The 25,517-nt window shown below is 63.8% G+C and carries 25 protein-coding genes, 1 tRNA gene and 1 pseudogene; 12 read left to right on the top strand and 15 right to left on the bottom strand.

The annotated features are described in order from the left end of the window. Positions 1-35: 35 nt before the first annotated feature. Together C6A77_RS12240 and C6A77_RS25515 are read right to left on the bottom strand one after the other, a co-directional pair. On the bottom strand, positions 36-1,388 hold the full coding sequence (locus tag C6A77_RS12240; RefSeq protein ID WP_114169703.1) for an APC family permease: 1,353 nt from the start codon (positions 1,386-1,388) through the stop codon (positions 36-38). A 285-nt stretch (positions 1,389-1,673) separates the two neighbouring features. Next, positions 1,674-1,832 (bottom strand): hypothetical protein, encoded by a 159-nt coding sequence (locus C6A77_RS25515; protein WP_161959665.1) that lies wholly within the window; start codon positions 1,830-1,832, stop codon positions 1,674-1,676. 2 nt (positions 1,833-1,834) lie between these two features. Here C6A77_RS25515 and C6A77_RS12235 point away from each other — a divergent pair, with 2 nt between their 5' ends. Both C6A77_RS12235 and nadA read left to right on the top strand, forming a co-directional pair. Further along, positions 1,835-3,343 carry a YdgA family protein gene (locus C6A77_RS12235; protein ID WP_114169702.1) on the top strand — a complete coding sequence of 503 codons (1,509 nt, stop codon included), beginning with the start codon at positions 1,835-1,837 and terminating at the stop codon, positions 3,341-3,343. 295 nt (positions 3,344-3,638) lie between these two features. After that, positions 3,639-4,697 (top strand): quinolinate synthase NadA, encoded by a 1,059-nt coding sequence (gene nadA, locus C6A77_RS12230; RefSeq protein WP_003254747.1) that lies wholly within the window; start codon positions 3,639-3,641, stop codon positions 4,695-4,697. Between the two features lie 124 nt (positions 4,698-4,821). Here nadA and C6A77_RS12225 read toward each other — a convergent pair whose 3' ends face one another. After that, positions 4,822-6,258 (bottom strand): M48 family metalloprotease, encoded by a 1,437-nt coding sequence (locus tag C6A77_RS12225; protein WP_114169701.1) that lies wholly within the window; start codon positions 6,256-6,258, stop codon positions 4,822-4,824. 121 nt (positions 6,259-6,379) lie between these two features. Here C6A77_RS12225 and C6A77_RS12220 point away from each other — a divergent pair, with 121 nt between their 5' ends. Further along, on the top strand, positions 6,380-6,619 hold the full coding sequence (locus C6A77_RS12220) for a sulfurtransferase TusA family protein (RefSeq protein WP_008097503.1): 240 nt from the start codon (positions 6,380-6,382) through the stop codon (positions 6,617-6,619). A 19-nt stretch (positions 6,620-6,638) separates the two neighbouring features. Next, entirely contained in the window at positions 6,639-7,709 is a 1,071-nt protein-coding gene (locus C6A77_RS12215) for an AI-2E family transporter (protein ID WP_114169700.1), read from the top strand. A gap of 115 nt (positions 7,710-7,824) precedes the next feature. Here the strand turns inward: C6A77_RS12215 and C6A77_RS12210 are convergent, their stop codons facing one another. After that, positions 7,825-8,298: a peroxiredoxin gene (locus C6A77_RS12210; protein WP_114169699.1), complete on the bottom strand. Its 474-nt coding sequence runs from the start codon at positions 8,296-8,298 to the stop codon at positions 7,825-7,827. An 11-nt stretch (positions 8,299-8,309) separates the two neighbouring features. Beyond that, a complete protein-coding gene (locus tag C6A77_RS12205; RefSeq protein ID WP_013973793.1) occupies positions 8,310-8,870 on the bottom strand; it encodes a glycine cleavage system protein R in 561 nt (186 codons plus the stop codon). A gap of 259 nt (positions 8,871-9,129) precedes the next feature. Between C6A77_RS12205 and dapA the strand changes: the two genes are divergently transcribed. The 5 genes from dapA to C6A77_RS12180 all read left to right on the top strand — a co-directional run bounded on the left by dapA (position 9,130) and on the right by C6A77_RS12180 (position 12,835). Beyond that, the gene (dapA, locus tag C6A77_RS12200) at positions 9,130-10,017 is read left to right on the top strand and encodes a 4-hydroxy-tetrahydrodipicolinate synthase (protein ID WP_114169698.1); all 888 of its coding nucleotides are present in this window, start codon (positions 9,130-9,132) and stop codon (positions 10,015-10,017) included. Positions 10,018-10,032: 15 nt separating this feature from the next. After that, a complete protein-coding gene (gene bamC, locus C6A77_RS12195; RefSeq protein WP_114169697.1) occupies positions 10,033-11,154 on the top strand; it encodes an outer membrane protein assembly factor BamC in 1,122 nt (373 codons plus the stop codon). After that, positions 11,155-11,913 (top strand): MBL fold metallo-hydrolase, encoded by a 759-nt coding sequence (locus C6A77_RS12190; protein ID WP_114169696.1) that lies wholly within the window; start codon positions 11,155-11,157, stop codon positions 11,911-11,913. A gap of 30 nt (positions 11,914-11,943) precedes the next feature. After that, on the top strand, positions 11,944-12,654 hold the full coding sequence (gene purC, locus C6A77_RS12185) for a phosphoribosylaminoimidazolesuccinocarboxamide synthase (RefSeq protein WP_011535129.1): 711 nt from the start codon (positions 11,944-11,946) through the stop codon (positions 12,652-12,654). Between the two features lie 91 nt (positions 12,655-12,745). Then, positions 12,746-12,835, top strand: a tRNA-Ser gene (locus C6A77_RS12180). Positions 12,836-12,929: 94 nt separating this feature from the next. Here C6A77_RS12180 and C6A77_RS12175 read toward each other — a convergent pair. The 4 genes and pseudogenes from C6A77_RS12175 to C6A77_RS12160 form a co-directional block, all read right to left on the bottom strand. Beyond that, positions 12,930-13,277: an addiction module antidote protein gene (locus tag C6A77_RS12175; RefSeq protein WP_114169695.1), complete on the bottom strand. Its 348-nt coding sequence runs from the start codon at positions 13,275-13,277 to the stop codon at positions 12,930-12,932. Then, positions 13,274-13,435, bottom strand: a pseudogene (locus C6A77_RS25975) (type II toxin-antitoxin system RelE/ParE family toxin); the annotation flags it as partial. The pseudogene C6A77_RS25975 and the gene C6A77_RS12175, both read right to left, overlap by 4 nt. Before the next feature lie 11 nt (positions 13,436-13,446). Continuing rightward, on the bottom strand, positions 13,447-13,719 hold the full coding sequence (locus C6A77_RS12165; RefSeq protein ID WP_114169694.1) for a DUF3077 domain-containing protein: 273 nt from the start codon (positions 13,717-13,719) through the stop codon (positions 13,447-13,449). Between the two features lie 137 nt (positions 13,720-13,856). After that, positions 13,857-14,120 carry a hypothetical protein gene (locus C6A77_RS12160; RefSeq protein ID WP_114169693.1) on the bottom strand — a complete coding sequence of 88 codons (264 nt, stop codon included), beginning with the start codon at positions 14,118-14,120 and terminating at the stop codon, positions 13,857-13,859. Positions 14,121-14,555: 435 nt separating this feature from the next. Here C6A77_RS12160 and C6A77_RS12155 point away from each other — a divergent pair, with 435 nt between their 5' ends. Further along, positions 14,556-14,747, top strand: a complete 192-nt coding sequence (locus C6A77_RS12155) for a YhfL family protein (protein ID WP_046616491.1) — start codon at positions 14,556-14,558, stop codon at positions 14,745-14,747. Positions 14,748-15,076: 329 nt separating this feature from the next. Beyond that, positions 15,077-16,714 carry a malate dehydrogenase (quinone) gene (gene mqo / locus C6A77_RS12150; RefSeq protein WP_114169692.1) on the top strand — a complete coding sequence of 546 codons (1,638 nt, stop codon included), beginning with the start codon at positions 15,077-15,079 and terminating at the stop codon, positions 16,712-16,714. 140 nt (positions 16,715-16,854) lie between these two features. Here the strand turns inward: mqo and C6A77_RS12145 are convergent, their stop codons facing one another. Then, positions 16,855-17,190 carry a helix-turn-helix domain-containing protein gene (locus C6A77_RS12145; protein WP_114169691.1) on the bottom strand — a complete coding sequence of 112 codons (336 nt, stop codon included), beginning with the start codon at positions 17,188-17,190 and terminating at the stop codon, positions 16,855-16,857. Positions 17,191-17,240: 50 nt separating this feature from the next. On the opposite strand from C6A77_RS12145, the gene xenA reads away from it, so the two are divergent. Further along, positions 17,241-18,332, top strand: a complete 1,092-nt coding sequence (xenA, locus tag C6A77_RS12140) for a xenobiotic reductase XenA (protein ID WP_114169690.1) — start codon at positions 17,241-17,243, stop codon at positions 18,330-18,332. Positions 18,333-18,621: 289 nt separating this feature from the next. Here the strand turns inward: xenA and C6A77_RS12135 are convergent, their stop codons facing one another. From C6A77_RS12135 to C6A77_RS12115, 5 genes are all read right to left on the bottom strand, one after another. Then, entirely contained in the window at positions 18,622-19,869 is a 1,248-nt protein-coding gene (locus C6A77_RS12135; RefSeq protein WP_114169689.1) for an FAD-dependent oxidoreductase, read from the bottom strand. Between the two features lie 2 nt (positions 19,870-19,871). After that, positions 19,872-21,449 (bottom strand): aldehyde dehydrogenase (NADP(+)), encoded by a 1,578-nt coding sequence (locus tag C6A77_RS12130; RefSeq protein WP_114169688.1) that lies wholly within the window; start codon positions 21,447-21,449, stop codon positions 19,872-19,874. Positions 21,450-21,599: 150 nt separating this feature from the next. Next, on the bottom strand, positions 21,600-22,547 hold the full coding sequence (locus C6A77_RS12125) for a dihydrodipicolinate synthase family protein (protein WP_114169687.1): 948 nt from the start codon (positions 22,545-22,547) through the stop codon (positions 21,600-21,602). A 43-nt stretch (positions 22,548-22,590) separates the two neighbouring features. Continuing rightward, positions 22,591-23,517 carry a 4-hydroxyproline epimerase gene (locus tag C6A77_RS12120; RefSeq protein ID WP_114169686.1) on the bottom strand — a complete coding sequence of 309 codons (927 nt, stop codon included), beginning with the start codon at positions 23,515-23,517 and terminating at the stop codon, positions 22,591-22,593. A gap of 24 nt (positions 23,518-23,541) precedes the next feature. After that, positions 23,542-25,152, bottom strand: a complete 1,611-nt coding sequence (locus C6A77_RS12115; RefSeq protein ID WP_114169685.1) for an APC family permease — start codon at positions 25,150-25,152, stop codon at positions 23,542-23,544. Positions 25,153-25,517 lie beyond the last annotated feature (365 nt).

The following is a 25,517-nucleotide window of genomic DNA, read 5'->3' as shown; positions in this document are numbered from 1 at the left end:
GCCCGCGTAGGCGCGGGCGTGGTCGGCAGCATGGGTCATTCAGCGACGTAGTTGGGCGGCGCGTTCCTGAAAGCCTTGGTCAGCCAGGCCAGGTAGAGCAGGCCGAGCACTGCCCAGACGCCACCGAACAACAGCGAATGCGCGTTCAGGTCCAGCCATAGCGAGACGATGATGCAGAAGCCGATGGTCGGCAGTACCAGGTACTTTAGCTGGTTGGCCAGGCCTTGCCGCCTGCCTTCGCGCAGGTAGCAGTGGTTGATCACCGACAGGTTGACGAAACTGAACGCGACCAGCGCACCGAAGTTGATGATCGAGGTGGCGGTGACCAGGTCGAAGAAGATCGCCGACAGCGAGATCAGCCCCACCACGGCGATGTTCAGCACCGGCGTCTTGTAGCGTGAGTGCAGGCGGGCGAACAGGCTGGCCGGCAGCACGTTGTCGCGGCCCATCACGTACAGCAGGCGCGACACGCTGGTCTGCGAAGCCAGGCCGGAGGCGATGGTGTTGATCACGGTGCAGGCGATGAAGATCGACTGGAACAGCTTGCCGCCGACGTACAGGGCGATTTCCGGCAGCGCCGCTTCGTGGTCATGGAAGCGCGCCATGGTCGGGAAGTAGGCCTGAATGAAGTACGACACGGTGATGAACACCACGCCGCCGATCAATGCGGTGAGGAAGATCGCCCGTGGGATGGTCTTGCCCGGGTTGTGGGTTTCTTCGGACAGGCAGGTGACCGCGTCGAAACCGAGGAACGAGAAGCACAGGATGGTCGCGCCGGCCGCCAGCGCGCTGAACTGGGTCTGGCTGTCGGCGAACGGCAGCAGGCTCCAGGCGGTACCCAGCCCTTCACCCTGGTCCAGACCGCGCAGGCACAGGTAGATGAACACCGCGATGATCGCCACCTGGACGCCCACGAACAACAGGTTGAAGTGTGCCACCAGGTTCACGCTGCGCATGTTGATCAGGCTGATCAGGGTGACGAAGCCGGCGACCCATATCCACTCCGGTACTTCCGGGAACATGGCCGAGAGGTACAGCTTGGCCAGCAGCGCGTTGACCATTGGCAACAGCAGGTAGTCCAGCAGCGACGACCAGCCCACCAGGAAGCCCACGTGCGGGTTGATCGCCCGTTGGGTGTAGGTATAGGCCGATCCCGATTGCGGGAAGCGCTTGACCAGGGTGCCATAGCTCACCGCCGTGAACAGGATCCCGGTCAGCGCCAGGATGTAGGCACTGGGGACATGGCCGGCGGTAATCCCGGAGACGATGCCGAAGGTGTCGAACACGGTCATCGGGGTCAGGTAGGCCAGGCCGATGATGATCACGTGCCAGAGGCGCAGGGTCTTGCGCAGTTGGCCGTGGCCGGAAGCGCTGTGGTCAGGCTGCATGCTGGCATGGCTCCTGCGGCTGGGCGTAAACGGCGGGCACGGGGTATTGCGCATGCGGCAAGGGCGAGCGGGTGGGCTCCATGTTGTTCACCTTTTTATGTCGGAGCGGCGGGGGTGCGCGGTGGGGCGCGCAAAGTGGTGAAAATAAAAAACGATAGGTAGGTTGGTGTCAAGTTAAACATGACAAGATGTTACTAAGCTGAAACATTTATCGATATTCGCGAAGATTTGTTCGGTTTTTGCGCGGTTTTTTGCGTTTATGATCAATTTTGGTGTTCGTAAAAATTAACGAATCTCACTGTTCGGAAGGGCGGTATCAGCCCTTTCCGAAAATTCGTTTTTCCGGGCCTCGGCCAGCGTCAGGCTGGGCTGGCGGTGATACTCTTGGCGCTCCGCGTGGCCCTTGGCCGCCACAAAGCCCCTTACGGACAGCATCGGTTCCATTCATGAAGAAATCAGTTGGCATCCTTTCCGGCCTGGCGATCGCCATTGCCGTCGCAACCACCGCTGGTGCCTGGTACACCGGCAAGCAGCTGCCTGCGGAGCTGGACAACGCCCTCGTGCGCAGCAACGCCGAACTCCAGAAGGCCCTGCTGGGCACCGGTGGCAGCATGAGCATCGAGCGGGTATCGCTGGAGCAGCGCTTCTTCAGCAGCACTGCCCAGTACCGGCTCAAGGCCCGCGACATCAACCTGGGCGAAGGCGAAGTGCTGAACTTTGACGTCGGCGTTACCGACCAGATCGAGCACGGCCCGTTCCCCTGGTCGCGGGTCAAGGCACTGAAGCTGATGCCGGTCATGGCGGTCAGCAACAGCACCTTGCAGAAGGACGACGCCAGCGCGCCGTGGTTCGCCGCAGCGGGCGAGCAGGCCCCGGTCAGTGCCCAGAGCAGCCTGGGCTATGACGGCAGCGTGGACAGCCAGATTCGGCTGGCGCCGGTCAAATTCAACCAGGCCGATGGCAACAGCCTCGACTTTTCGGGCATGCAATTGCAGGTCAGTGGTGACCGCCAAGGCAAGGCCTCGACCTTCAGCGGCCAGGCCGAGCGTTTGGTGATGAAGCTGGTCAGCGAAGACCAGCCGCCTGCCACCTTCGAGCTCAACGGCTTGAAAGTCGCCGGCCAGCTGGCGGCCACCGCGCACGAGGCCGTGTATGTGGGCAATGTCGACCTGGCGCTGGCTGAAACCAAGGTCACGCTGGGGCCGAGGCAGCAGGTGCTGCTGTTGAAGGGGCTGGAGCAGAACGTCCAGCAGACCCTCGACGGCCCGGATACCGTGGGTGGCCGCGTGGAGTACAAGGTAGGTGATATCAGCTGGGATGGTCGCGCGGTGGGCAAGGCGCAGATGGCGGTGAGCATCACGTCGCTCAGCGCGCCGGCGTTGCAGGCGTTGTCGACCTGGTACCAGGCGCACCTGCCGGAGTTCGAAGCCGCAGCGGCAGCCGGCCAGCCGGTACCGGAAATCCAGATGGACGAAGCCGAGAAGGCCCGCTTCCACGCCGACCTGCAGAAACTGCTGGCTGCCAAGCCCAGGGTGGCGGTGGAAAACCTGTCGTTCAAGACTGCCAATGGCGAAAGCCGCTTCGACCTGTCGATGGGCTTCGCCGCCCCGGCCAGCTTCGACCTGCCGCCTGACCAGCTCGGCAAGCAACTGATCACCGAGGTGAAGGGCAAGCTGTCGCTGTCCAAGCCGATGATCGGTGACCTGGCGACCTTGCAGGCGCTGCTGGATGGCCAGACCGACGCCCAGGCGATTGCCATGCAGTCGAGCCAGGCCGGGGAAATGGCCGGCATGATGGCGCTGCAAAGCGGTATGGCCACTGTGCAGGGTACCGATGTGGTGAGCAGCCTGCACTACGCCGACGGCATGGTCGATTTCAACGGCCAGAAAATGACCGTGGAAGAGTTCGCCATGCTCATGGCCTCGCACCTGGGGGCGCTGTCGCCGCAGGGTTGATCGCTCTCCTGTACTGGCCTTTTCGCGGGTAAACCCGCTCCCACATGGGCGGCACTGTTCTCACGGGTGGTAGATAACCTGTGGGAGCGGGTTCACCCGCGAAAGGGCCGTCACAGGCAACACAAAAACCACTTTAGAAATCGCCGGATTATCTGTAGCCTTCGGCCTCCGATAATAATCCGCGCCCGCAGAGGGCCGTGGCGGCCTGCGAGCCGTCCGGCGCCCTTAGCCGATCTGTCAGGGCCGGGTGATACACTCGATTTGATGCGCGCGCGCGCCTGCAGGTCCAGCGATCATGACCCAGATTTCCGAACGCCTGTTGGTTCAGGCCCACCTCGACGCCAAGCAGCCCAACCCGCTGACAGCCGAGCAGGAGGCCGAATACCGTGCGGCCATCGCTGCCGAGCTCAAAGCCCAGAACGCCGTGCTGGTAGCGCACTATTACTGCGACCCGGTCATCCAGGCGCTGGCCGAAGAAACCGGCGGCTGCGTCTCCGACTCGCTGGAAATGGCCCGCTTCGGCAAGAACCACCCGGCCGAAACCGTGATCGTTGCCGGTGTGCGTTTCATGGGCGAGACCGCAAAAATTCTCACCCCGGAAAAGCGCGTGCTGATGCCAACCCTGGAGGCCACCTGCTCGCTCGACCTGGGCTGCCCGGTGGAAGAGTTCTCGGCCTTCTGCGACCAGCACCCGGAACGCACCGTGGTGGTCTACGCCAACACTTCTGCGGCAGTGAAGGCCCGGGCCGACTGGGTGGTCACCTCGAGTTGCGCGCTGGAAATCGTCGAAAGCCTGATGGACAACGGCGAGACCATCATCTGGGGGCCGGACCAGCATCTGGGCCGTTACATCCAGAAGCAGACCGGTGCCGACATGCTGCTGTGGGACGGTGCCTGCATCGTTCACGAAGAGTTCAAGTCGCGCCAGCTGGCCGACATGAAGGCGTTGTACCCGGATGCGGCGATCCTGGTCCACCCCGAATCGCCAGAGGCGGTGATCGAACTGGCCGACGCAGTGGGTTCTACCAGCCAGCTGATCAAGGCTGCCCAGACCCTGCCGAACAAGACCTTCATCGTCGCCACCGACCGCGGCATCTTCTACAAGATGCAGCAGCTGTGCCCGGACAAGGAGTTCGTCGAAGCGCCCACCGCCGGTAACGGCGCGGCATGCCGCAGCTGCGCGCACTGCCCGTGGATGGCGATGAACACCCTGGAGCGGGTGCTGGATTGCCTGCGTAATGGCACTAACGAGATTTTTGTCGACCCGGCGCTGGTGCCGAAGGCGATCAAGCCGCTGAACCGCATGCTGGACTTTACCCAGGCGGCGCGCCTGAAGTTGTCCGGTAACGCTTGAGATGGCTGGGGCCGCTTTGCGGCCCAATCGCGACGCAAGGCCGCTCCCACAATGATCGGCGTACGCAGGACCATGTGGGAGCGGCCTTGCGTCGCGATAGGGGCGCAAAGCGCCCCCAACATCCTCAACGCCCCATCATTTCCTGAACCATACGCTGCTGTTCCATGATCTCGCGCTGGCGCTGGTCAATCTGCGCGGCCAGCGGGAAGTTGCCGCCCGACCGGCGCTTGGCGTAATCCAGCTGCTGGATCGCCTGGTCAAAGTCCCCCACCAGGGTGAAGTATTCCGCCCGCGCCCGGTGCAAGCCGATGGTGTTGCCCGAGAGGCCCCGCACTTCGGCCATGTCGTACCACACGTCCGGGTCATCCGGCCGGCTCTTCACCAGCTCGTTCAACACCTTCTCTGCCTCGGCGGGCTTGTTCTGCTTCACCAGCAAGTCGGCACGCACCTGTTTCAGCGGGTAGTTGCCCGGGTACAGCCCCTGCATGCGCTCGGCGCGCTGCTGCGCGTCGGCCAGGCGGTTGTTGGTGATGTCCAGGTCGATCTGCGCCAGGTTGTAGGTGATGTCGTTGGGCGCTTTGGCCAACAGCGGTTTGAGCAGCTCCCGCGCCTCGTTCAACTGGCCTCCCTTGATTTGCGCCAGGGCCAGGCCATAACGCGCAGCGTCGAGCTTGGGGTCTTCGTCGAGTTGGGCGCGGAAGCGTTTGGCCGCCAGCCCCGGGGTGCCTTCGTAGGTCAGCGCCACCCGGGCCCGGACCAGCTGGTAGCGCATGCTGTCTTCGACGCCGCCCTTGGGCGCCTGTTCGGCACGGTTGCGGGTGTCGGAGATACGCGATTCGGTTACCGGGTGAGTCAGCAGAAATTCCGGCGGCTTGGCGTCGTAGCGGTATTGCCGGGCCAGGCGTTCGAACATGGTCGGCATGTTGCGTGGGTCGTAGCCGGCCTTTTCCAGGTTCTGGATGCCGATGCGGTCGGCTTCCTGTTCATTTTGCCGCGAAAAACGCCGTTGTTCCTGGATCGCGGCCGCCTGGGTGCCGGCGATCATGCCGATACCGGCATCGCCAGCGCCGCCGGCCGCCAGCACGATACCGGCCAGCAGCGCCGCCATCATCGGCAGCTGCATGCGCTGCTGGGCCTCGACGCCACGGGCGAAGTGGCGCTGTGACAAGTGCGCCAGTTCGTGGGCCAGTACCGAGGCGTACTCGCCTTCGGTCTGGGCGTTGAGGAACAGCCCGCCGTTGACCCCGACGATGCCGCCCGGGGCGGCAAAGGCGTTGAGCTCGCGGCTGTCGATGAGGATGAACTCCAGGCGGCGGTCCTGCAGCTGGCTGGTTTCGGCCAGGCGATAGACGCTGGTTTCGACGTAGTCCTTCAGCTGCGGGTCGTTGAGCTGGTTGACCTGGCCGCGCAGCAGGCTCAGCCAGGCACGGCCGAGCTGGTGCTCCTGTTGCGGCGAGACGATCGCGGAACTGGCGTCGCCCAGTGATGGCAGGTCGTCAGCATGGCCGGGAAGGGCCAACAGGCAGGCCAGCGTCAGCAGGGTAGGGCGCAGTAGATTCATGCATGAAGCTCGCGTCGGTCAAAGATACCTACTGTAGCGGGCTCACACGTTGGCGACCAGTGGCGCTATCCTAGCCGGCCCGATCAAGCTGCAGCCCGGCAATGCTTTTGGAGAGCCCGCGATGAGTGACACCCTGACCTGTGACGCCGAACTGGACGCCAGCGGGCTGAATTGCCCGTTGCCGCTGTTGAAGGCCAAGATGGAGCTCAACCGCCTGGCCAGCGGCGCGGTGCTCAAGGTGATCGCCACGGACGCCGGCTCGCAGCGCGACTTCCGCACTTTCGCCCAACTGGCAGGTCATACCCTGCTGCGGGAAACGGCCGAGGCCGGCACCTACACCTACTGGCTGCGCAAGGCCTGAGTCTTTCCAAGGATCACCCATGTTCAAAGTGCTTCGCGACTGGATGCAGCGCTACTTCTCCGATGAGGAAGCGGTGGTGCTGGCGGTCCTGTTGTTCCTGGCGTTTACCGCGGTACTCACCCTGGGTGGCATGCTCGCGCCGGTGCTGGCCGGCATGGTGCTGGCGTTTCTGATGCAGGGGCTGGTCAATGCCCTGGAGCGCCTGCGGGTGCCGAGCCGCCTGGCCGTGATGCTGGTGTTCGCCCTGTTCATGGGCGCGCTGGCGGTGGTCATGCTGGTGCTGGTGCCGCTGCTGTGGCACCAGCTGATCACCTTGTTCAACGAGCTGCCGGGCATGCTCGGCAAGTGGCAGTCGCTGCTGTTGCTGTTGCCCGAGCGCTACCCGCACCTGGTGTCGGACGAGCAGGTGCTGCATGCCATCGAGTCGGTGCGCGGGGAAATCGGCAAGTTCGGCCAGTGGGCGCTGACCTTCTCGTTGTCGAGCCTGCCGCTGCTGGTGAATGCCATGATCTACCTGGTGCTGGTGCCGATTCTGGTGTTCTTCTTCCTCAAGGACCGCGAGCTGATCGGCCGTTGGGTCAGCGGTTACCTGCCGCGTCAGCGCACCCTGCTGAACCGCGTGGGCAGCGAGATGAACCGGCAGATCGCCAACTATATTCGCGGCAAGGGTATCGAAATCCTGATCTGCGGCATTGCCACCTACATCGCGTTCATCAGCCTGGGCCTCAACTACGCCGCACTGCTGGCGCTGCTGGTCGGGCTGTCGGTGGTGGTGCCTTACGTGGGCGCGGTGGTAGTCACGGTGCCGGTGACCTTGATTGCGCTGTTCCAGTGGGGCTGGGGCGACCAGTTCATCTACCTGATGACGGTGTACGCGATCATCCAGGCGCTGGACGGTAACGTGCTGGTGCCGCTGCTGTTCTCCGAGGCAGTGAGCCTGCACCCGGTGGCGATCATCTGCGCGGTGTTGCTGTTTGGCGGGCTGTGGGGGTTCTGGGGGATCTTCTTCGCCATCCCGCTGGCGACCTTGATCAAGGCGGTGCTGGATGCCTGGCCGCGGCATGAGCCTAGCGTTTCACCGCTGCTTTGATGCAACCGGGGCCGCTTTGCGGCCCTTCGCGGGCACGCCCGCTCCCACAAGGCCCTGCACAACTCCTGTGGGAGCAGGCGGGCCCGCGAAGGGCTGCAAAGCAGCCCCAATCATTTCAACCTTTGTTCAGGGCCTGAGCAGCAGCCAGCACGGCATCCACATGCCCCGGCACCTTCACCCCACGCCATTCCTGGCGCAGCACACCGTCCTTGTCGATCAGGAAGGTGCTGCGGTCAACGCCCAGGTATTCCTTGCCATACAGCTTTTTCAGCTTGATCACGTCGAACAGCTGGCACAGGGCTTCGTCCTTGTCGCTGATCAGCTCGAACGGGAAGCCTTGCTTGGCCTTGAAGTTCTCGTGCGACTTGATGCCATCGCGCGATACGCCGAACACCACGGTGTTGGCGGCGGCAAAGGCTTCATGCTGGTCACGGAACCCCTGGCCCTCGGTGGTGCAGCCCGGGGTGCTGTCCTTCGGGTAGAAGTACACCACCACCTGGCGGCCCTTGAGCTCGGCCAGGCTGACGGTCTGCCCGCTGGTGGCCTGGGCCTGGAAGTCGGTGACGGGTTGGTCGAGTGCTACAGCCATGGTCGGTTTCCTTACATCGGGTTCTGTGGACGCCATGGCTCGATCAGCGCATCGAGGTTCAGGGCATCGGCAAAGTCCAGGAACTGGTCACGCAGCCAGCTGATCTGGGTGCCGGCCGGCAGAATCACGGTGAACTGGGCGTTGAGCATGCTGCTGCCGGTTTGCGGCGCCAGGTAGGTGTCGCAGGTCATGGCTTCCAGCTCGACGCGGTGGTCGAGGAAGAACTGGCACAGTTCGTTGATGATGTCCGGGCGGTAGGCGGCGCTGACATAGGCCACGTAGGGCAGGGCCTGCGGGCGCACTTCCTGGTCGGCGCTGCGCACCACATCGAGGGTCAGGCCGTGTTTCTTGCCCAGGCCAGGCAGCATGGCTTCGAGGCGCGCCAGGGCGTCCCAGCTGCCGCCCACCTGCAGTACCAGGGCACTGGTCTCGCCGTGGCGGCTCAGGCGCGAGGTGACCACCGCGCAGCGGTTTTCGAAGGCAGCGCGGCTGAGGACGTTGGCCAGCTCCATGGGGTTGGGGCCCAGGGCGCTGATGACAAGGAATTGTTCGCGGACGGTGGGGGTGGACATGCAGCATTCCTAAAGCGATGAGCGGTCGGCGCAGGACGGGCGAAAGCCTCCTGTCGGCAGGGCCCGGGGCTCGCATGCGAGGTCGTGGACACTGGCGGGGAGCAAGGTCGACGGCCCGGCGGGCCGCGCTGCACCGATCAAAGCATCAAGGGTAGCGAAATAAGCCGCCGAGGGGAATGCTCCGCCTGCCTGCTTCGCTTGTGCAAGGCCGATGCCCCCAGTACCATTACCGCTCTCTTTTTCCGGCAGGAGCAGTTACATGATTGCGGGCAGTATGGTGGCATTGGTCACACCCATGGATGCACAAGGGCGTGTGGACTGGGGCAGCCTCGACAAACTTGTAGACTTCCACCTGGAAAACGGCACCCACGCGATCGTCGCTGTCGGCACCACCGGTGAGTCGGCCACGCTGGATGTCGAAGAACACATCCTGGTCATCAAGCACGTGGTCGAGCGCGTCAAGCGCAGCAACAAGCCGATCCCGGTCATCGCCGGCACCGGTGCCAACTCCACTGCCGAAGCCGTGCACCTGACCCAAAACGCCAAGAATGCCGGCGCCGACGCCTGCCTGCTGGTGGTGCCGTACTACAACAAGCCGACGCAAGAAGGCCTGTACCAGCACTTCAAGCACATTGCCGAAGCCGTCGACATCCCGCAGATCCTCTACAACGTGCCCGGCCGCACCTCCTGCGACATGCAGGCCGAGACCGTGATCCGCCTGTCGAAGGTCGACAACATCATCGGTATCAAGGAAGCCACCGGCGACCTGGCCCGGGCCAAGGCGATCCTCGCTGGCGTCGACAGCGACTTCATCGTCCTGTCCGGCGATGACCCGACTGCCGTCGAGCTGATCCTGATGGGCGGCAAAGGCAACATCTCCGTCACCGCCAACGTCGCTCCGCGCGAAATGGCCGATCTGTGCGAGGCCGCCCTTGCGGGCAATGCCGAGAAGGCCCGCGCGATCAACGAAAAACTCATGCCGCTGCACAAAGACCTGTTCTGCGAAGCCAACCCGATCCCGGTGAAATGGGCGCTCGTCGAAATGGGCCTGATGCAAAAGGGCATTCGCCTGCCGCTGACCTGGCTGAGCGAAAGCTGCCACGAAAAAGTCCGTACTGCCTTGCGCCAGTCCGGCGTACTGGTTTAAGAGGAAGTACACCGCATGAAGCGACTGGCTGGTCTTTCCACCCTTGCCCTGATCATCTCCAGCACCAGTGGGTGTGGCTGGCTGTGGGGCGAGGATGGCTATTTCCGCGACCGCGGCAGCGATTACCTGCAAGCGCACCCGACCGCGCCGATGCAGCTGCCGCCGGACGCCAGCAACGTCAAGCGCCTCGACCCGCTGCTGCCGATCCCGCGTAACGTCGCCGACGGCAGCGCCACCGGCGAGTACGAGGTGCCGCGCCCGCAACCGTTGACCGGTAGTGGCGCCCAGGTTACCGACTACAGCCTGCAGCGCAGCGGCAGCAGCCGTTGGGTACTGGCCCAGCATTCGCCGGCCGAAGTGTGGCCGGTGGCTCGCCAGTTCTTCGAAGACAACGGCTTCCGCATCGCCGAAGAGCGCCCGCAGACTGGCGAATTCAACACCACCTGGCAGCGTTTCGACGAACTGTCGGCATCGCTCGGCCAGCGCCTGGCCAGCACCGCCAGCAGCGCTGACAGCGAAGTGCGCGTGCGGGTACGCATGGAGCCTGGCGTGCAGCGCAACACCTCCGAGGTGTACGTGGTCAGCGTCGAGCGCCCGGCCGGCAGCACGGCCGAGCCTGATTTCCCTTCCACCTCCAGCAACACCGGCGCCGATGCCCTGTTGGTCGACGAAATGCTTGCCAGCATGAACCGTAGCGCCGAGAAGGGCGGTTCGGTGTCGCTGCTGGCCGCGCGCGATTTCGACGCGCCAAGCCGCGTCAGCCTGAGCGAAGACGGCAGCGGCAACCCGGTGCTGTACCTGGGCGCCGACCTGGACCGCGCCTGGTCCAGCGTGGGCCGTGCCCTGGAACAGGGCGGCGAGTGGCGTGTCGAGGACATCAACCGCAGCCTGGGCCTGTACTACATCAACCTGTCCGAAAAGCCTGAAGACAAGCAGAACCAGCCTGGCTTCTTTGGCCGTGTGTTCGGCAGCGAGCCGACCAAGGAAGAGCGTGAAGCGCGTGCCGAGCGTTATCAGGTGCGCCTGAGCAAGGTCGGCGAGAGCGTGCAGGTCACTGTCGAGAAAAACATCAACACCGTGGCTCCGGCCGATGTCGCCCGCCGCGTGCTGAGCGCCATTCAGGACCACCTGGGTTAAGTGCGCTTCGCGGTACTCGGAAGCGGCAGCCAGGGAAACGGCACGCTGATCGCCAGTGGTGACACCTTCATCCTGGTCGATTGCGGGTTTTCCCTGCGCGAGACCGAGCGGCGCCTGGCGCTGCTCGGGGTGTCGGCGGCGCAGCTCAGTGCGGTGCTGGTCACCCACGAACATGCCGACCACGTGCATGGGGTCGGCTTGCTCTCACGGCGCTACAATGTACCGGTCTACCTCAGCCAAGGGACCTTGCGCGGCATGCGCAAGCCGGTGGAGGTGGCCGGTTTTCTCGCGTGTGGTGAAAGCCTGCCGATCGGCAGCCTGGAAGTGACGGCGGCGCGGGTCGAGCACGATGCCTACGAGCCGCTGCAATACGTGGTCAGCGATGGCCGGCGGCGCTTCGGCATGCTGACCGATCTGGGCTCGTACGACACGCGGCTGCTGGAACGTTACCAGGGCCTGGATGCACTGTTGATCGAGGCCAACCACTGCCGCGACCTGCTGGCACGCGGGCACTACCCGGCGTTCCTGAAACGGCGCGTGGGTGGCATGCAAGGGCATTTGAACAATCACCAGGCCGCGCGCCTGGTGCACGAGTTGGGCTGGAGCAACCTGCAACACCTGGTGCTGGCCCACCTCAGCAGCAAGAACAACCTGCCACATCTGGCGCGCCAGTGCTTCGTCGACACCCTTGGGTGCGACCCGGACTGGCTCCAGGTGGCGAATCAGGAACACGGGCTCGACTGGCGCGAAATCGCCTAGCCCAACACCTCAAGCAAGCGGAGCCCAATCATGGAAAAACGCGACGAACTCTACCGCGGCAAGGCCAAATCGGTTTACAAGACCGACGACGCCGACCGCTTGATCCTGCTGTTCCGTAACGACACTTCGGCGTTCGACGGCAAGCGCATCGAACAGCTCGACCGCAAAGGCATGGTGAACAACAAGTTCAACGCCTTCATCATGCAGAAACTGGAAGAAGCCGGCGTGCCGACCCAGTTCGACAAGCTGCTGGGCGACAACGAGTGCCTGGTGAAGAAGCTGGACATGATTCCGGTCGAATGCGTGGTGCGCAACTACGCCGCCGGCAGCCTGGTCAAGCGCCTGGGCGTGGAAGAGGGCATCAAGCTGGAGCCATCCACTTTCGAGCTGTTCCTGAAGAACGACGAGAAGGGCGACCCGTTTATCAACGAATCGCACGTTGTCGCGTTCGGCTGGGGCACCGCCGAGCAGCTGGTCGAAATGAAGAAGCTGTCGCTGAAGGTCAACGAAGTGCTGAGCAAGCTGTTCGATGACGCCGGCCTGCTGCTGGTCGACTTCAAGCTGGAGTTCGGCGTCTTCCACGGCCAGATCGTGCTGGGCGACGAGTTCAGCCCGGACGGCTGCCGCCTGTGGGACAAAGAGACCCGCAAGAAGATGGACAAGGACCGCTTCCGCCAGGGCCTGGGCGACGTGATCGAAGCCTACGAAGAAGTTGCCAAGCGCCTGGGCGTGCCGCTGTAAGCGCCACGTTCACGCAAGCGCCTGATACCACGCGATTTTTTTGAAAAAAAGATTTGCGTTTTAAAAGAACGCTGGTATGATGCGCGGCATTGGAGAGATGCCGGAGTGGTCGAACGGGACGGATTCGAAATCCGTTGTACTGGCAACAGTACCTAGGGTTCAAATCCCTATCTCTCCGCCATACAAGATGAAGCCCCTGGAAATGAAAGTTTCCAGGGGCTTTTTCGTTCTTAAGCCAACAGGTAGTTCAGCAACCCGTTTGGTGGGCGATTCTATCAAGAGGCTGGAAGCTTCTGCAGTGGCCTCACTGTTAGCTCAACCCCCAAGGCCAGCATCAGCTTCTGAATAGTGGAGAAGCGTGTTTTATCGCCCCCCCTCAAAGTTTTGTAAAGGGATTCGCGATTGACCCCCGCGTCTTGCGCAAACTGGTTTACACCTTTGGCTTTTGCCACTTCGCCCAAGGCATGCATCAGAATTTGGGCGTCGTTAGACTTCATTGCTTCTGCCAGGAAAGCCGCGATGGTTTCGGGGCTGTCTAGAAACCGGGAAGCCTCGAACCGTTTGGTATTGCTCAAGTCCAGCTCGAGGATTGGCATGTCCTCTGGAGTGAATTTGTCGCTCATCGTTGTTTACCTCGTACTGCATCAAGAATTTCCTTGGCTCGCTTGATGCCTCTGGGTTGATCCGTTTTATCGCTGCCATAGAGCATCAGGTAGTGGGTAGAGCCCGTTCGTACGAAGTAGATTCGATATCCGGGCCCGACAAAAACGCGCATTTCACTATTTCGGCGTCTTACTTTTTCATCATCCCCAACTCGGCATCATCGAGCAGCGCTTTGGCCATCGCACTCAGGTAATGCGAAGCCCAGATCAGTTTCTGGTCGCCTTCCATCAGGCCGGTGATGATCAGGTCGCGTACGTAGCCCATCAGTTCGGATGCCTGTTCACGGGCGTCTTGGCAGGGGATTCCGGGTTCGATGCGGAACAGTGGGTGGGTGTTGTTTTCGCCTTGGTAGAAGCAGGTCTTGCCGACTGTGGTGGGTTCTTCGGTGTTGTCGGTGGGCATGGGGAATCTTCCTGAGATCTTGGTGGTCTGGGTTGGCCTCTTCGCGGGCGCGCCCGCTCCCACAGGGATGGGTGCAGTTCTTCAAGGCAGTGATCAACCCTGTGGGAGCGGGCAAGCCCGCGAAGAGGCCAGGCCTGCTAGTGCAAGGTTCGGGGCTCGGCGGGCAAATGTTGCTGCATCTGAACCTGCATCAATGCCGACTCGAGCAGCCCCTGTACCGCCTCCATTTCATGGATCACGGCCTGCATCACGATCGAACTCGGGGCGGTGGGCTTGAGTTGTACGGACTGGCGCGCCACGAACAGGGCGCAGAGTGCGTACTCGGAAGATTGGACCAGGGTGTCTTGCAGGGCCTGGATGGAGTCGAGGGCGTGGGGTGGATCGGGGACTATCTTGCGCATAGTTAGCTCCAGAGTCAGTCGAGCTGCTACGGACTTGCTGTCAAACAAGAGGGTGGCAGCGGTACGCGGGTTGACAGACCGAGGACTCCGGAGACTCGGCGCACACGAGGTGCCCCACGTACTGCCGCCATAACGGTTGTACGCACACGGAGAGGAAATCGGCCTGTCAAAGCCGGCCGTTGATTTTGCAACGACAAGCCGGAGACTAGAGCGCGACCCAATCCGTCGCAACAGTTTGAGCGGTTTGGCAGTATGTTTGGGAAATGCCCTACACGGAAGGGAATAATTCTGAGTTTTCGCGGAAGGGCGGCCCGCTGCACGGCACATCACGACACAAAGCCGCTTCCTTAACAGCTTGGATCCAATGCCCGGGTTATGTATCATCCCGCCGCCATCAGAATGATGGCCGAAGATGATTCATATAAAGGATTTAGTATGAAAAAGCTGTTCAAGGCTACCGTAGCCGTTGCTGTCGTTTCGGGTGTTGCCCTGCTGTCGGGTTGCACTGGCCAAGTTTACAACCAGCCAAAAAACTGCAGCTACGACTACCTGTTCCACCCTTCGGTTTCCATCTCCAAGATCATCGGTGGCTGCGGCCCGATCGATAAACTGCCTCAGCAGCAGTAATCTTGGCGGTACCCTGATCGCGACGCTTGCGGCGTGATCCAAGGCCCCCGGTCATGCACATGGCCGGGGGTTTTTGTTTGCCGGCGCGGCAATCCGCCACTGGGGCAAACCGCCGTCTTGACGCGCCGGGCGGCAATTTGTTTGTGCTGGCAATTCGGTTACAATCCAGAAAAACGATTCAGCCAAGTCGGTCAATTCGACAAAAGGCCGAGTCGTTTTCTGGTTCTCTGGCTGCTGAACAATGATCAACAACAAGCCTGCGCTGAAGAACAAGGAACACCTGGGCCAGCCACAGGCCCGCCATCCGTTCTCCTGACTGGAATTGATCAATGTTCAAGAAAGCTGGCAAGACCTTGCTGGGTCTGGCTGTCGCCGCAAGCTGCATGCAGGCGCACGCCGCAGAAACCAAGAAAGTAGATGTGCTGCTGGTTGGCGGCGGCATCATGAGCTCCACCCTGGCCGTGTGGCTGCACGAGCTGGAGCCAAGCTGGTCGATGGAAATGGTCGAGCGCCTGGATGGCGTGGCCGAAGAAAGCTCCAACGGCTGGAACAACGCCGGTACCGGCCACTCTGCGCTGGCCGAGCTGAACTACACCCCGGAAGACAAAGACGGCAACGTCAACATCAGCAAGGCCATCGAAATCAACGAAGCCTTCCAGATCTCCCGCCAGTTCTGGTCCTGGCAGGTACGCCAGGGCGTGCTGAAGAACCCGCACTCGTTCATCAACACCACGCCGCACATGAGCTTCGTCTGGGGTGATGACAACATCAAGTTCCTGAAGAAGCGTTACGAGGCGCTGCAGGCCAGCCCGCTGTTCCGCCCGATGCAGTACTCCGAGGACCACGCGCAGATCGCCAAGTGGGTCCCGCTGATGATGGAAGGCCGCGACCCGAACCAGAAGCTGGCCGTGACCTGGACGCCGATCGGCACCGACGTCAACTTCGGCGAAATCACCCGCCAGTTCGTCGGCCACCTGAAAACCCAGGAAAACTTCGACCTGAAGCTGTCCAGCGAAGTGCAGGACATTACCCGCAACCAGGACGGCTCCTGGCACGTCGAATACAAGAACCTGAAGGACGGTAGCGAATCGGCCACCGACGCCAAGTTCCTGTTCATCGGCGCTGGCGGCGGCGCGCTGAAGCTGCTGCAGAAGTCGGGCATTCCTGAGGCCAAGGAGTACGCAGGCTTCCCGGTGGGTGGCTCGTTCCTGGTGACCGAGAACCCGACCGTGGCCATGCAGCACATGGCCAAGGCCTACGGCATCGCCTCGACTGGCGCGCCACCCATGTCGGTACCGCACCTGGACACCCGCGTGCTGGACGGCAAACGGGTGATCCTGTTTGGCCCATTCGCCACCTTCTCGACCAAGTTCCTGAAGAACGGCTCGTACCTGGACCTGCTGAGCAGCACCACCACCCACAACGTGTGGCCGATGACCAAGGTCGGTATCGACCAGTACCCGTTGGTGGAGTACCTCGCTGGCCAGCTGATGCTGTCTGACGACGACCGCTTCGAAGCCCTGCGCACCTACTTCCCGAACGCCAAGAAGGAAGACTGGCGCCTGTGGCAGGCCGGTCAGCGCGTGCAGATCATCAAGCGTGATGCCGACAAGGGCGGCGTGCTGAAGCTGGGCACCGAAGTGGTCGCTTCCGAAGACCGCACCATCGCCGGCCTGCTGGGCGCCTCGCCAGGTGCTTCGACCGCTGCACCGATCATGCTCAACGTGCTGGAAACCGTGTTCAAGGAGAAGGTCGCGACCCCTGAGTGGCAGGCCAAGATCAAGCAGATCGTGCCGAGCTATGGCACCAAGCTGAACGACTCGGCAGCGGCCACCCAGAAAGAGTGGAACTACACCGCTGAAGTGCTGCAACTGGAGAAACCACCGGTGATCGACGCCAGCGTGGGTACTGTCGTTGCGCCGAGCCAGGCGGTTGAAAGCAAGCCTGAGAATGACATGGCGCTGTAATTGGCCATGGTTGTGACAAGAAAGCCACGGGGGTGACCTCGTGGCTTTTTTGTTGCCTGTTCGGGCCTCTTCGCGGGCTTGCCCGCTCCCACAGGGGGCGAACAGGCCTTGAAGGCGCGAAGAGGCCAGCCCAGGAAAAATCAGTTCTGCCGCAGAATGCAGTCCAGCAACCCGGGAAAACGCTCGCCCAGCATCTCGCTGCGCAGCGAATTCATATGGGTCGTGCCGACATTGCGGGTATGCACCAGCCCCGCATCACGCAACACGCGGAAATGGTGGGACATGCTCGACTTCGGCCGGCCGCCGTCGAGCTCGCCGCAGCTGGCTTCGGCAACGCCTGCCAGGCGGCGCACTATATCCAGGCGCACCGGGTCGCTCAGGGCATAGAGCAGGCGTTCCAGGGTCAGGTCTTCAGGATTGGGGTGTGGGTAGGCTCGCATGGTCGTCATGATAACGGGGCTATCATTAATTGCCATAGTTCGATTATGATCGAACTACCGTAATCAATCAGCTTGGGAGCTTGCCCATGTCCGCCTTGTTCGAACCGTACACCCTGAAGGACGTCACCCTGCGCAACCGCATCGCCATCCCGCCGATGTGCCAGTACATGGCCGAGGACGGCATGATCAACGACTGGCACCACGTGCACCTGGCCAGCCTGGCCCGTGGTGGTGCCGGCCTGGTGGTGGTCGAGGCCACGGCAGTGGCACCGGAAGGGCGCATCACCCCCGGTTGCGCCGGTATCTGGAGCGATGCCCACGCCCAGGCCTTCGTGCCCGTGGTGCAGGCCATCAAGGCCGGCGGTTCCGTGCCGGGCATCCAGATCGCCCATGCCGGGCGCAAGGCCAGCGCCAACCGCCCATGGGAAGGTGACGATCACATTGCCGCCGATGACGCCCGTGGCTGGGAAACCATCGCCCCGTCCGCCATCGCCTTTGGTGCACACCTGCCGAAAGTACCGCGCGAGATGACCCTGGACGACATCGCCCGGGTCAAGCAGGACTTCGTCGATGCCGCACGCCGTGCGCGCGAAGCCGGCTTCGAGTGGATCGAGCTGCACTTTGCCCATGGTTACCTCGGCCAGAGCTTCTTCTCCGAGCACTCCAACAAGCGCACCGACGCTTACGGTGGCAGCTTTGATAACCGCAGCCGCTTCCTCCTCGAAACCCTGGCCGCAGTGCGTGAGGTATGGCCAGAGAACCTGCCACTGACCGCGCGTTTCGGTGTGCTGGAATACGATGGCCGCGACGAGCAGACCCTGGTGGAGTCGATCGAGCTGGCACGCCGCTTCAAGGCTGGCGGCCTCGACCTGTTGAGTGTGAGTGTCGGTTTCACCATTCCTGACACCAACATCCCGTGGGGCCCGGCGTTCATGGGGCCGATCGCCGAGCGCGTGCGCCGTGAGGCGAAACTGCCGGTGACCTCGGCGTGGGGCTTCGGTACCCCGCAACTGGCGGAAGGTGCATTGCAGGCCAACCAGCTGGACCTGGTGTCGGTAGGGCGTGCACACCTGGCCGACCCGCACTGGGCTTACTTCGCGGCCAAGGAGCTGGGGGTGGAGAAAGCCTCCTGGACCCTGCCGGCACCGTATGCGCACTGGCTCGAGCGTTATCGCTGAGGCATAAAGGGGCTGCTTTGCAGCCCATTCGCGGGTAAACCCGCTCCCACAGGTACTGCATATGGCTTGAGGCCTATGGGGTCTAGGTGGGAGCAACTGTCTTGGTCAATTTCTAACAGCTGGCGCGATCCCTGTGGGAGCGGCCGTGGCCGCGAACACCGGCGCAGCCGGTGCCATCCACCGCGTCGCCTCCTTCGCGGGCTTGCCCGCTCCCACAGGGAAATGCGTATGACGCTGCACCTGTGGGAGCTGGCTTGCCGGCGAATGGGCCGCACAGCGGCCCCCGAAGCTAAAACCGATCCAACCGGTAAGCCGCCATCTCCATGCCACCGGTCTGGTCAGCCAACCGCCCCACCCATTCCGCCGTCACCGCCGCCTGGGTCAGCCCCAGGTGCTGATGCCCGAACGCCAACAGCACCCGCCCATCACACACCCGATCAATCACCGGCAGCGAGTCCGGCAACGAAGGCCGCATGCCCATCCATGGCGTTGCGCCGTCCACACTCAATTCCCGCTGGAACAAGCCCTTGCTCAAGCGATGCAACTGCCACGCCCGCTGCATGCTCGGCGGCGCGTCCAGCCCGGCGAACTCCACCGTGCCGGCCAGGCGCAAGCCCGCGGCCATGGGCGTCATGATGAACTTGCGCTCAAGCGATGTGACTGCAAACGGCAAACGCTGATGCTCGTCAGGCAACATCAGGTGGTAGCCGCGCTCGGTGTCCAGTGGCACCTGCTTGCCGGTCAGCGCGGTGGTCAAGCACGCAGAATGCGCGCCACAACTGATCAGCACCTGGCGTGCATCGAGCGGGCCCTGGTCGCTGGCCAGGCGGACCCCGTTGCCGTGCAACCGGCCGTCATTAACCTGCGCCCGGACGAAGCGCACGCCGCTGGCCTGGGCCGCTTCGAACAGTTCGCACACCACCCGGTAGGGGTCGATGAAATGCCCGGTGCGCGGGAAGAACAGCCCGCCCAGCAGCGCCGGGCTCAGCTGCGGCGCCGCCGCACGCACCTGGTCGGCCGACCACAGGTCGACCGCCACCGCCTGCTGTTGCATGCGTGCGCGCAAGGCCTCCAACGCCTGGCGCGACTCGGGCCGCTCGAACACCAGCAGCGAGCCATCGGCCTGGAACAGCTCGCTGCGCCCGATCGAGCCCAACAGCCGCTGCCATGCGCCGAGGCTCTCTTCGTTCAGCCTGCGAATGCCGGCCACACTGCGCTGGAACGGCATCGGCCGCAGGTTGAGCAACAGCCGGGTGAACCAGGGCATGGCCTTGGGCAGGTACTTCCAGTCCAGGCGCAGCGGGCCCATCGGGTCCAGCAGCATGCGCGGCAGGCGTTTGATGATCGACAGGTCGGCAATCGGGAACACCTGCTCGGTGGCCAGGTGCCCGGCGTTGCCGTAGGACGCGCCCTGGCCGGGGGCCTGGCGGTCGATCAGCGTTACCCGGCGGCCCTGGCGGGCCAGTTGCAGGGCGCAGGCAACGCCGACGATGCCGGCGCCGACCACGGCGATATCGGTTTCAGCGGTTTCAAGCATGCTCAGCCTTCCCGTTTACCGTCGAGCAGGCGCCGCAGTTGCAGCGGGTTGCCGTGCTGCAAGGCCTGCGGCAGCAGGGCGTCGGGGAAGTCCTGGTAGCACACCGGGCGCAGGAAACGCAGGATCGCCGCGGTGCCCACCGAGGTGCTGCGGGCATCGGAGGTGGCCGGGAACGGCCCGCCGTGCACCATCGCATCGCAGACTTCGACGCCGGTCGGCCAACCGTTGACCAGGATGCGCCCGGCCTTGCGTTCAAGCGTCGGCAGCAGGGCGCGGGCGCTGTCGATGTCGGCGTCGTCGAGGTGCAGCGTGGCGGTCAGCTGGCCTTCCAGGTGTTCGGCCAGCTGGCGGACCTGCTGGTCGTTGGCGCAGGCCACTACCAGTGACGCCGCGCCGAACACTTCGGCCTGCAAGCCCGGGTCGGTGAGGAACGCTTCGGCCTGGGTGACGAACAGCTGCGCCTGGCACTGGTTGGGGCCTTGGCCGGCCTGGCCGGTGGCGGCGACCTGGGCATTGGCGTTGCTGGCCAAGGCGCCGACACCGGCCTGGTAGGCACTGAAGATGCCCGGGGTAAGCATGGTCTGCGCCGCAGCCTGGCGCACGTGTTCGCTGGCGGCGTCGATGAAACGCTGCAATGCCGGCCCCTGGCGGGCGATCACCAGGCCTGGGTTGGTACAGAACTGGCCGGCGCCCTGGGTCAGCGAAGCGACGAAACCTTGCGCGAGTGCCTCGGCGCGGGCCTGCAGGGCGGCGTCGAACAAGAATACCGGGTTGATCGAGCTCATTTCGGCGTACACCGGGATCGGCTCCGGGCGGGCCTGGGCCGCCTGGCACAGGGCAATGCCGCCGCTGCGCGAACCGGTAAAGCCGACGGCCTTGATACGCGGGTCGCTGACCAGCGCAATGCCCACCTCGCGGCCAGCGCCGTACAACAGCGAGAACACGCCGGCTGGCAGGCCGCAGAGTTTTACCGCTTGCGCCACTGCCTGGCCGACCAGCTCGCTGGTGCCCGGGTGGGCGCCATGCGCCTTGACCACCACCGGGCAACCGGCAGCCAAGGCCGAGGCGGTGTCGCCGCCGGCCACCGAGAAGGCCAGGGGGAAATTGCTGGCGCCGAACACCGCCACCGGGCCCAGCGCCACCTGGCGCTGGCGCAGGTCGGCGCGGGGCAGGGGCTGGCGTGCGGGCTGGGCGTTGTCGACCCGCACGTCCAGCCATTCGCCGGCCCGCACCACACGGGCGAAGGTGCGTAGCTGGGTGCAGGTGCGGCCACGCTCGCCCAGGATGCGCGCCTTGGGCAGGCCGGTTTCGGCCACGGCGCGGTCGACCAGGGTGTCGCCGAGGGCTTCGATCTGCGTGGCGATGGTTTCGAGGAATTGTGCCCGTTGTTCGAGCGAAGTTTCGCGGTAGGCGTCGAGCGCCGCCCAGGCCAGGGCGCAGGCCTGGGCAACGTGTTCGCCGGTGCCGCCGAGGTAGGCCGGCTCCAGCGCCTGGCCGGTGGCCGGGTCGATGGCACGGATGGCTTCGCGGCTGCCGGTTACCGGCGTCTGGCCGATCAGCAGGTTGCCTGTGAGGGTCATGGAGCCTCCTTTGGATAGCAGATTTGAATAGCACGCAGGCCGTGTGGGAGCGGGTTTACCCGCGAAGCAGGCGACTCGGTGCCTGGCACCGGCTTCGCCGGTGTTCGCGGGTGAACCCGCTCCCACAGGGGACTGCGGTTCGGCTTGAGTTCAGGCGATGTTCTGCTCGGCCGACCAGCTGGCATACCAGCTGCGGAACAGCGCGTACTGCTGCTCGGCATAGTTGCGCTGGGCGTCGGTCAGTACGTCGGTTTCGTTGAAGTGCAGGCGGTACTCGCTGTCGCCGTTCAGCACCATCAGGTGCTTGTAATACAGCACCAGGTCGCAGCCCTCATCGAACGATGACAGCACCGCCAGCGCCGCTTCCAGTTCGCGGGCCAGGCGGCGGGCCTTGGCGTCGCCCTTGGCCGCCTGCTTGCTCAGGCTCACCAGCTGCAGCACTTCCCGTGGCAGGGCGTTGCCGATGCCGGTAATGGCGCCGGTGGCGTTGCAATTGACGAAGCCATGCACCACCTGGGTGTCGACACCGACCATCAGGGTCACGGCGTCATCCTTGGAGGTGATGTGCTCGGCGGCGTAGCGCAGGTCGGCGCCACCGCCGAACTCCTTGAAACCGATCAGGTTGGGGAACTCGCGGCGCAGTTCGAAGAACAGGTCGGCGCGGGTGGCGAAGCCGTAGTAGGGGCTGTTGTAGATCACCGCCGGCAGCTTCGGCGCTGCGGCGAGAATCGCCGAGAAGTGGTGCTTCTGGGCAATCAGCGAAGCCCCGCGGCTGAGCACCCGGGGGATGACCATCAGGCCGGCGGCGCCGACCTTGGCCGCATGCGCGGCATGGGCCACGGCTTCCCGGGTGTTCACCGCGCCGGTGCCGACGATGGTCGGGATGCCGGCGGCCACCAGGCGTGCCACGCCTTCCTGGCGCTCGGCCTCGGTCAGCAGCGGCCAGTCACCCATCGAGCCGCAGTACACCACGGCGCTCATGCCGGCCTCGACCAGTTCGCGGCCCTTGCGCACCAGGGCGTCGAAGTCCGGCTGGCGCTGGGCGGTACACGGGGTCATCAGGGCAGGCATGGTGCCGGTGAAGATGTTGTCAGTCATTGTTGTCACTCCTGGCGATATTCAGTCGTTGGCAAAGCCGAGGTCAGATGCCCCAGGCGAATGGATCCTGTTCGTCGATCAGCAGGGTGCTGTCGGCGGTCATGCAGGCGCGGCCGGTAATGAACGGGCGAATGCGCTCGCCGTCGCGCTCGTAGCGGCCATGGAACTGGCTGCCGGTAATGCTGGCCTGCACCCAGGTCTGGCCTTCTGCGAGCTTGCCGTCGGCCGCCAGGCAAGCCAGCTTGGCACTGGTGCCGGTACCGCACGGCGAGCGGTCGTAGGCCTTGCCGGGGCACATCACGAAGTTGCGGCTGTCGGCGTTGGCGTCGTCGGCGAACAGCTCGACATGGTCGATGGCGGCGCCGTGCTCACCGGTGATGCCCTGGGCTTCGAGGGCCTTGAGCATCGCCCAGGTGTACTCGGTCAACGCCTCACGGTTGTCCAACTCGATACGCTGGCCGTGCTCGGACACGAGGAAGAACCAGTTGCCCCCCCAGGCGATGTCACCGCGCACCAGGCCATGCCCGGGCACGTCCACCGCCACTTGCTGGCGATAGCGGTAGGACGGCACGTTGCCGACGGTGACGGCGCCGTCTGCATGCAGGGTGGCGCTGACCTGGCCGACCGGCGTGTCGATCTTGTGCACGCCCGGTGCGATCAGCCCCAGGTGCTGCAGCGAGGCGATCAGGCCGATGGTGCCGTGGCCGCACATGTTCAGGTAACCGGCGTTGTTGAAGAAGATCACCCCGCAGGTGGCATCGGCCGAAACGGGCGGGCAGTACAGCGCACCGACCAGCACATCGTTGCCGCGCGGCTCCAGCAGGCAGGCGCGGCGCCACTGGTCGTGCAGCTCGCGCAGTTCGTCGCGCTGCTCGGCCATGCTGCGCCCGTGCAGCGGCGGGAAGCCTTTCATCACCAGGCGGGTCGGTTCGCCGCCGGTATGCGAGTCGATCACGTGAATCTGTTTCATGGGCTTGTCCATTGGGTAGAGGGGTCAGGACGCGACGGCGGGGCGGCCGGGGTAACTGTCCACGGGGGCTTCGCTTTCATCGTCGCCTTCCAGGCGTACCAGGTGGGCAGGCACGCCGGTGGCTGCGCCCCAGTAGTAGATGGCCAGCGCACTGGCGGCCACGACCACGGTGTCGAACGGATGGCCGAGCACGCCCAGGCCACCGAAGCTGCCCAGCCACGACAGCAGGATGGTCACCGCGTAGAAGCCGATCAGCCACGCCGACGAGCGCACTTGCTGGGCCAGCGACAGGTGCTCGGTCGGTACGAAGCGGGCGCACAACAGGTACAGCACGAACATCACGATCTGCAGGGCCAGCAGCCACGACACGGTGTTCCAGCCGGACCAGTACACGATCAGCGCGGCGATGATGAACGACAGCGGGCCGAGCACGCCCATGCCCTTGACCCGGAACGGGCGAGGCATGTCGGGGGCATTGCGGCGCAGGGCGGCGACGGTGACCGGGGCCACGGCATAGCTCAGCACCAGGGCGGCGGAGACCACGTTGATCAGCGCTTCCCAGGACGGGAAGGGCAGGGTCCAGAACACCGACAGGGCAAAGGTCAGCCACAGCGCCGGGCGCGGGATGCCGGATTCTGCATCGATGCGGGTGAAGTACTTGAAGAAGGTGCCGGTCTGCGCCCAGCCATAGACCACGCGCGGGGTGGCGTTCATGTAGATGTTGCCGCAGCCGCTGGGCGAGATCACCGCGTCGGCCACCACCAGGTAGGCCAGCCAGCCGACACCCAGGGTCAGGGCGATATCACGGTAGGGCAGGGCCAGTTCCTTGGTCACCGCGGCCCAGCCGTTGCTCAGCATTTCGGTCGGTACGCTGCCGAGGAACGCCAGTTGCAGCAGGGCATAGATGGCAGTGGACAGCAGCACCGAGAGGATCAGCGCAATCGGGATGGTGCGTTGCGGGTTCTTCACTTCGCTGGCCACCGAAATGATCGGCGTCAGGCCCAGGTAGGCGAAGATGATGCCGCCGGCCGACACCGCCATTTCGACGCCGGACAGGCCGAACGGCGCAAAGCCCTGGACCTCGAAGTTTTCCGGCTTGAAGAAAGTGAACAGCACGCCGATCACCAGCAGCGGCACGATGAACTTGAACACACTGACCAGGTTGTTGGCCTTGGCGAAGGTCTTCACGCTGCGGTAGTTGAGCAGGAAGAACAGCCCCAGCAGGGCGAACTGCACCAGCCAGCCGAGCACGCTGGGGTCGCTGGAGCCAGCCTTGGTCAGCCCAGGGAACCAGGCGGCGGCGTACTGGCGTGAGGCGACCACCTCGATGGCGATCAGGCTGGAAAAGGCGATCAGGGTGATGAAGCCCATCAGGTAACCGAGCAGCGGGCCGTGCGAATACACCGGGTAGCGCACCACGCCCCCGGCACGCGGCAGGGCCGCGCCCAGCTCGCAGTAGACGATGCCCAGCAACAGCACGGCGAAGCCGCCGAGGAACCAGGACAGGATGCCGGCCGGGCCGGCGATGGCGGAAACGTGGCTGGCGGCGAACAGCCAGCCGGAGCCGAAGATGGCGCCGAGGCCGATGAAGGTGAGGTCCAGCAATGACAACTGTTTCTTGAATTTGCCTGACATGGTTGCGCCTTTTTGTTGGTTATTGGATAGGCAGGTCTGATGTCACGAGATGCGGCTTTTGGCCGCGCTCTTGTAGGACTTGGGGCGGCTTGCGTGGGGCATAGAGTGGACCGAACGGGGCGGCGGTTCTTGATGGTTTTCTGCAGGGGGGATGACGAAATCGGCACAGTTGCTGAAAAGCAGTGGCTTGGGGGAGGGCGGGTGGTTAGGTTGTAGACCTTATAGGACAAGGGTTGTAGAAATGTATTGGAGTGCTGGCCACATACCCCGCAATCCCCCAACCCCCAAATTTTAACGAAACCAGGGGGGAACGGCCCGCCAACGCAACACCCCCCACCCCCCGCCCCCACCAAAAAAAAATACCA

It is taken from the genome of Pseudomonas sp. AFG_SD02_1510_Pfu_092, assembly GCF_003331055.1.
Taxonomy (GTDB): Bacteria; Pseudomonadota; Gammaproteobacteria; order Pseudomonadales; family Pseudomonadaceae; genus Aquipseudomonas.
The sequence above is the reverse complement of the archived record's forward strand: the minus strand, read 5'-3'. Positions and strand labels throughout refer to the sequence as shown.

Excerpts from the sequence above, each read along its gene's own strand:
- C6A77_RS12240 (WP_114169703.1), bottom strand. The coding sequence starts at position 1,388 with ATGCAGCCTGACCACAGCGCTTCCGGCCACGGCCAACTGCGCAAGACC.
- C6A77_RS25515 (WP_161959665.1), bottom strand. The coding sequence starts at position 1,832 with ATGGAACCGATGCTGTCCGTAAGGGGCTTTGTGGCGGCCAAGGGCCAC.
- C6A77_RS12235 (WP_114169702.1), top strand. The coding sequence starts at position 1,835 with ATGAAGAAATCAGTTGGCATCCTTTCCGGCCTGGCGATCGCCATTGCC.
- nadA (WP_003254747.1), top strand. The coding sequence starts at position 3,639 with ATGACCCAGATTTCCGAACGCCTGTTGGTTCAGGCCCACCTCGACGCC.
- C6A77_RS12225 (WP_114169701.1), bottom strand. The coding sequence starts at position 6,258 with ATGAATCTACTGCGCCCTACCCTGCTGACGCTGGCCTGCCTGTTGGCC.
- C6A77_RS12220 (WP_008097503.1), top strand. The coding sequence starts at position 6,380 with ATGAGTGACACCCTGACCTGTGACGCCGAACTGGACGCCAGCGGGCTG.
- C6A77_RS12215 (WP_114169700.1), top strand. The coding sequence starts at position 6,639 with ATGTTCAAAGTGCTTCGCGACTGGATGCAGCGCTACTTCTCCGATGAG.
- C6A77_RS12210 (WP_114169699.1), bottom strand. The coding sequence starts at position 8,298 with ATGGCTGTAGCACTCGACCAACCCGTCACCGACTTCCAGGCCCAGGCC.
- C6A77_RS12205 (WP_013973793.1), bottom strand. The coding sequence starts at position 8,870 with ATGTCCACCCCCACCGTCCGCGAACAATTCCTTGTCATCAGCGCCCTG.
- dapA (WP_114169698.1), top strand. The coding sequence starts at position 9,130 with ATGATTGCGGGCAGTATGGTGGCATTGGTCACACCCATGGATGCACAA.
- bamC (WP_114169697.1), top strand. The coding sequence starts at position 10,033 with ATGAAGCGACTGGCTGGTCTTTCCACCCTTGCCCTGATCATCTCCAGC.
- purC (WP_011535129.1), top strand. The coding sequence starts at position 11,944 with ATGGAAAAACGCGACGAACTCTACCGCGGCAAGGCCAAATCGGTTTAC.
- C6A77_RS12175 (WP_114169695.1), bottom strand. The coding sequence starts at position 13,277 with ATGAGCGACAAATTCACTCCAGAGGACATGCCAATCCTCGAGCTGGAC.
- C6A77_RS12165 (WP_114169694.1), bottom strand. The coding sequence starts at position 13,719 with ATGCCCACCGACAACACCGAAGAACCCACCACAGTCGGCAAGACCTGC.
- C6A77_RS12160 (WP_114169693.1), bottom strand. The coding sequence starts at position 14,120 with ATGCGCAAGATAGTCCCCGATCCACCCCACGCCCTCGACTCCATCCAG.
- C6A77_RS12155 (WP_046616491.1), top strand. The coding sequence starts at position 14,556 with ATGAAAAAGCTGTTCAAGGCTACCGTAGCCGTTGCTGTCGTTTCGGGT.
- mqo (WP_114169692.1), top strand. The coding sequence starts at position 15,077 with ATGTTCAAGAAAGCTGGCAAGACCTTGCTGGGTCTGGCTGTCGCCGCA.
- C6A77_RS12145 (WP_114169691.1), bottom strand. The coding sequence starts at position 17,190 with ATGGCAATTAATGATAGCCCCGTTATCATGACGACCATGCGAGCCTAC.
- xenA (WP_114169690.1), top strand. The coding sequence starts at position 17,241 with ATGTCCGCCTTGTTCGAACCGTACACCCTGAAGGACGTCACCCTGCGC.
- C6A77_RS12135 (WP_114169689.1), bottom strand. The coding sequence starts at position 19,869 with ATGCTTGAAACCGCTGAAACCGATATCGCCGTGGTCGGCGCCGGCATC.
- C6A77_RS12130 (WP_114169688.1), bottom strand. The coding sequence starts at position 21,449 with ATGACCCTCACAGGCAACCTGCTGATCGGCCAGACGCCGGTAACCGGC.
- C6A77_RS12125 (WP_114169687.1), bottom strand. The coding sequence starts at position 22,547 with ATGACTGACAACATCTTCACCGGCACCATGCCTGCCCTGATGACCCCG.
- C6A77_RS12120 (WP_114169686.1), bottom strand. The coding sequence starts at position 23,517 with ATGAAACAGATTCACGTGATCGACTCGCATACCGGCGGCGAACCGACC.
- C6A77_RS12115 (WP_114169685.1), bottom strand. The coding sequence starts at position 25,152 with ATGTCAGGCAAATTCAAGAAACAGTTGTCATTGCTGGACCTCACCTTC.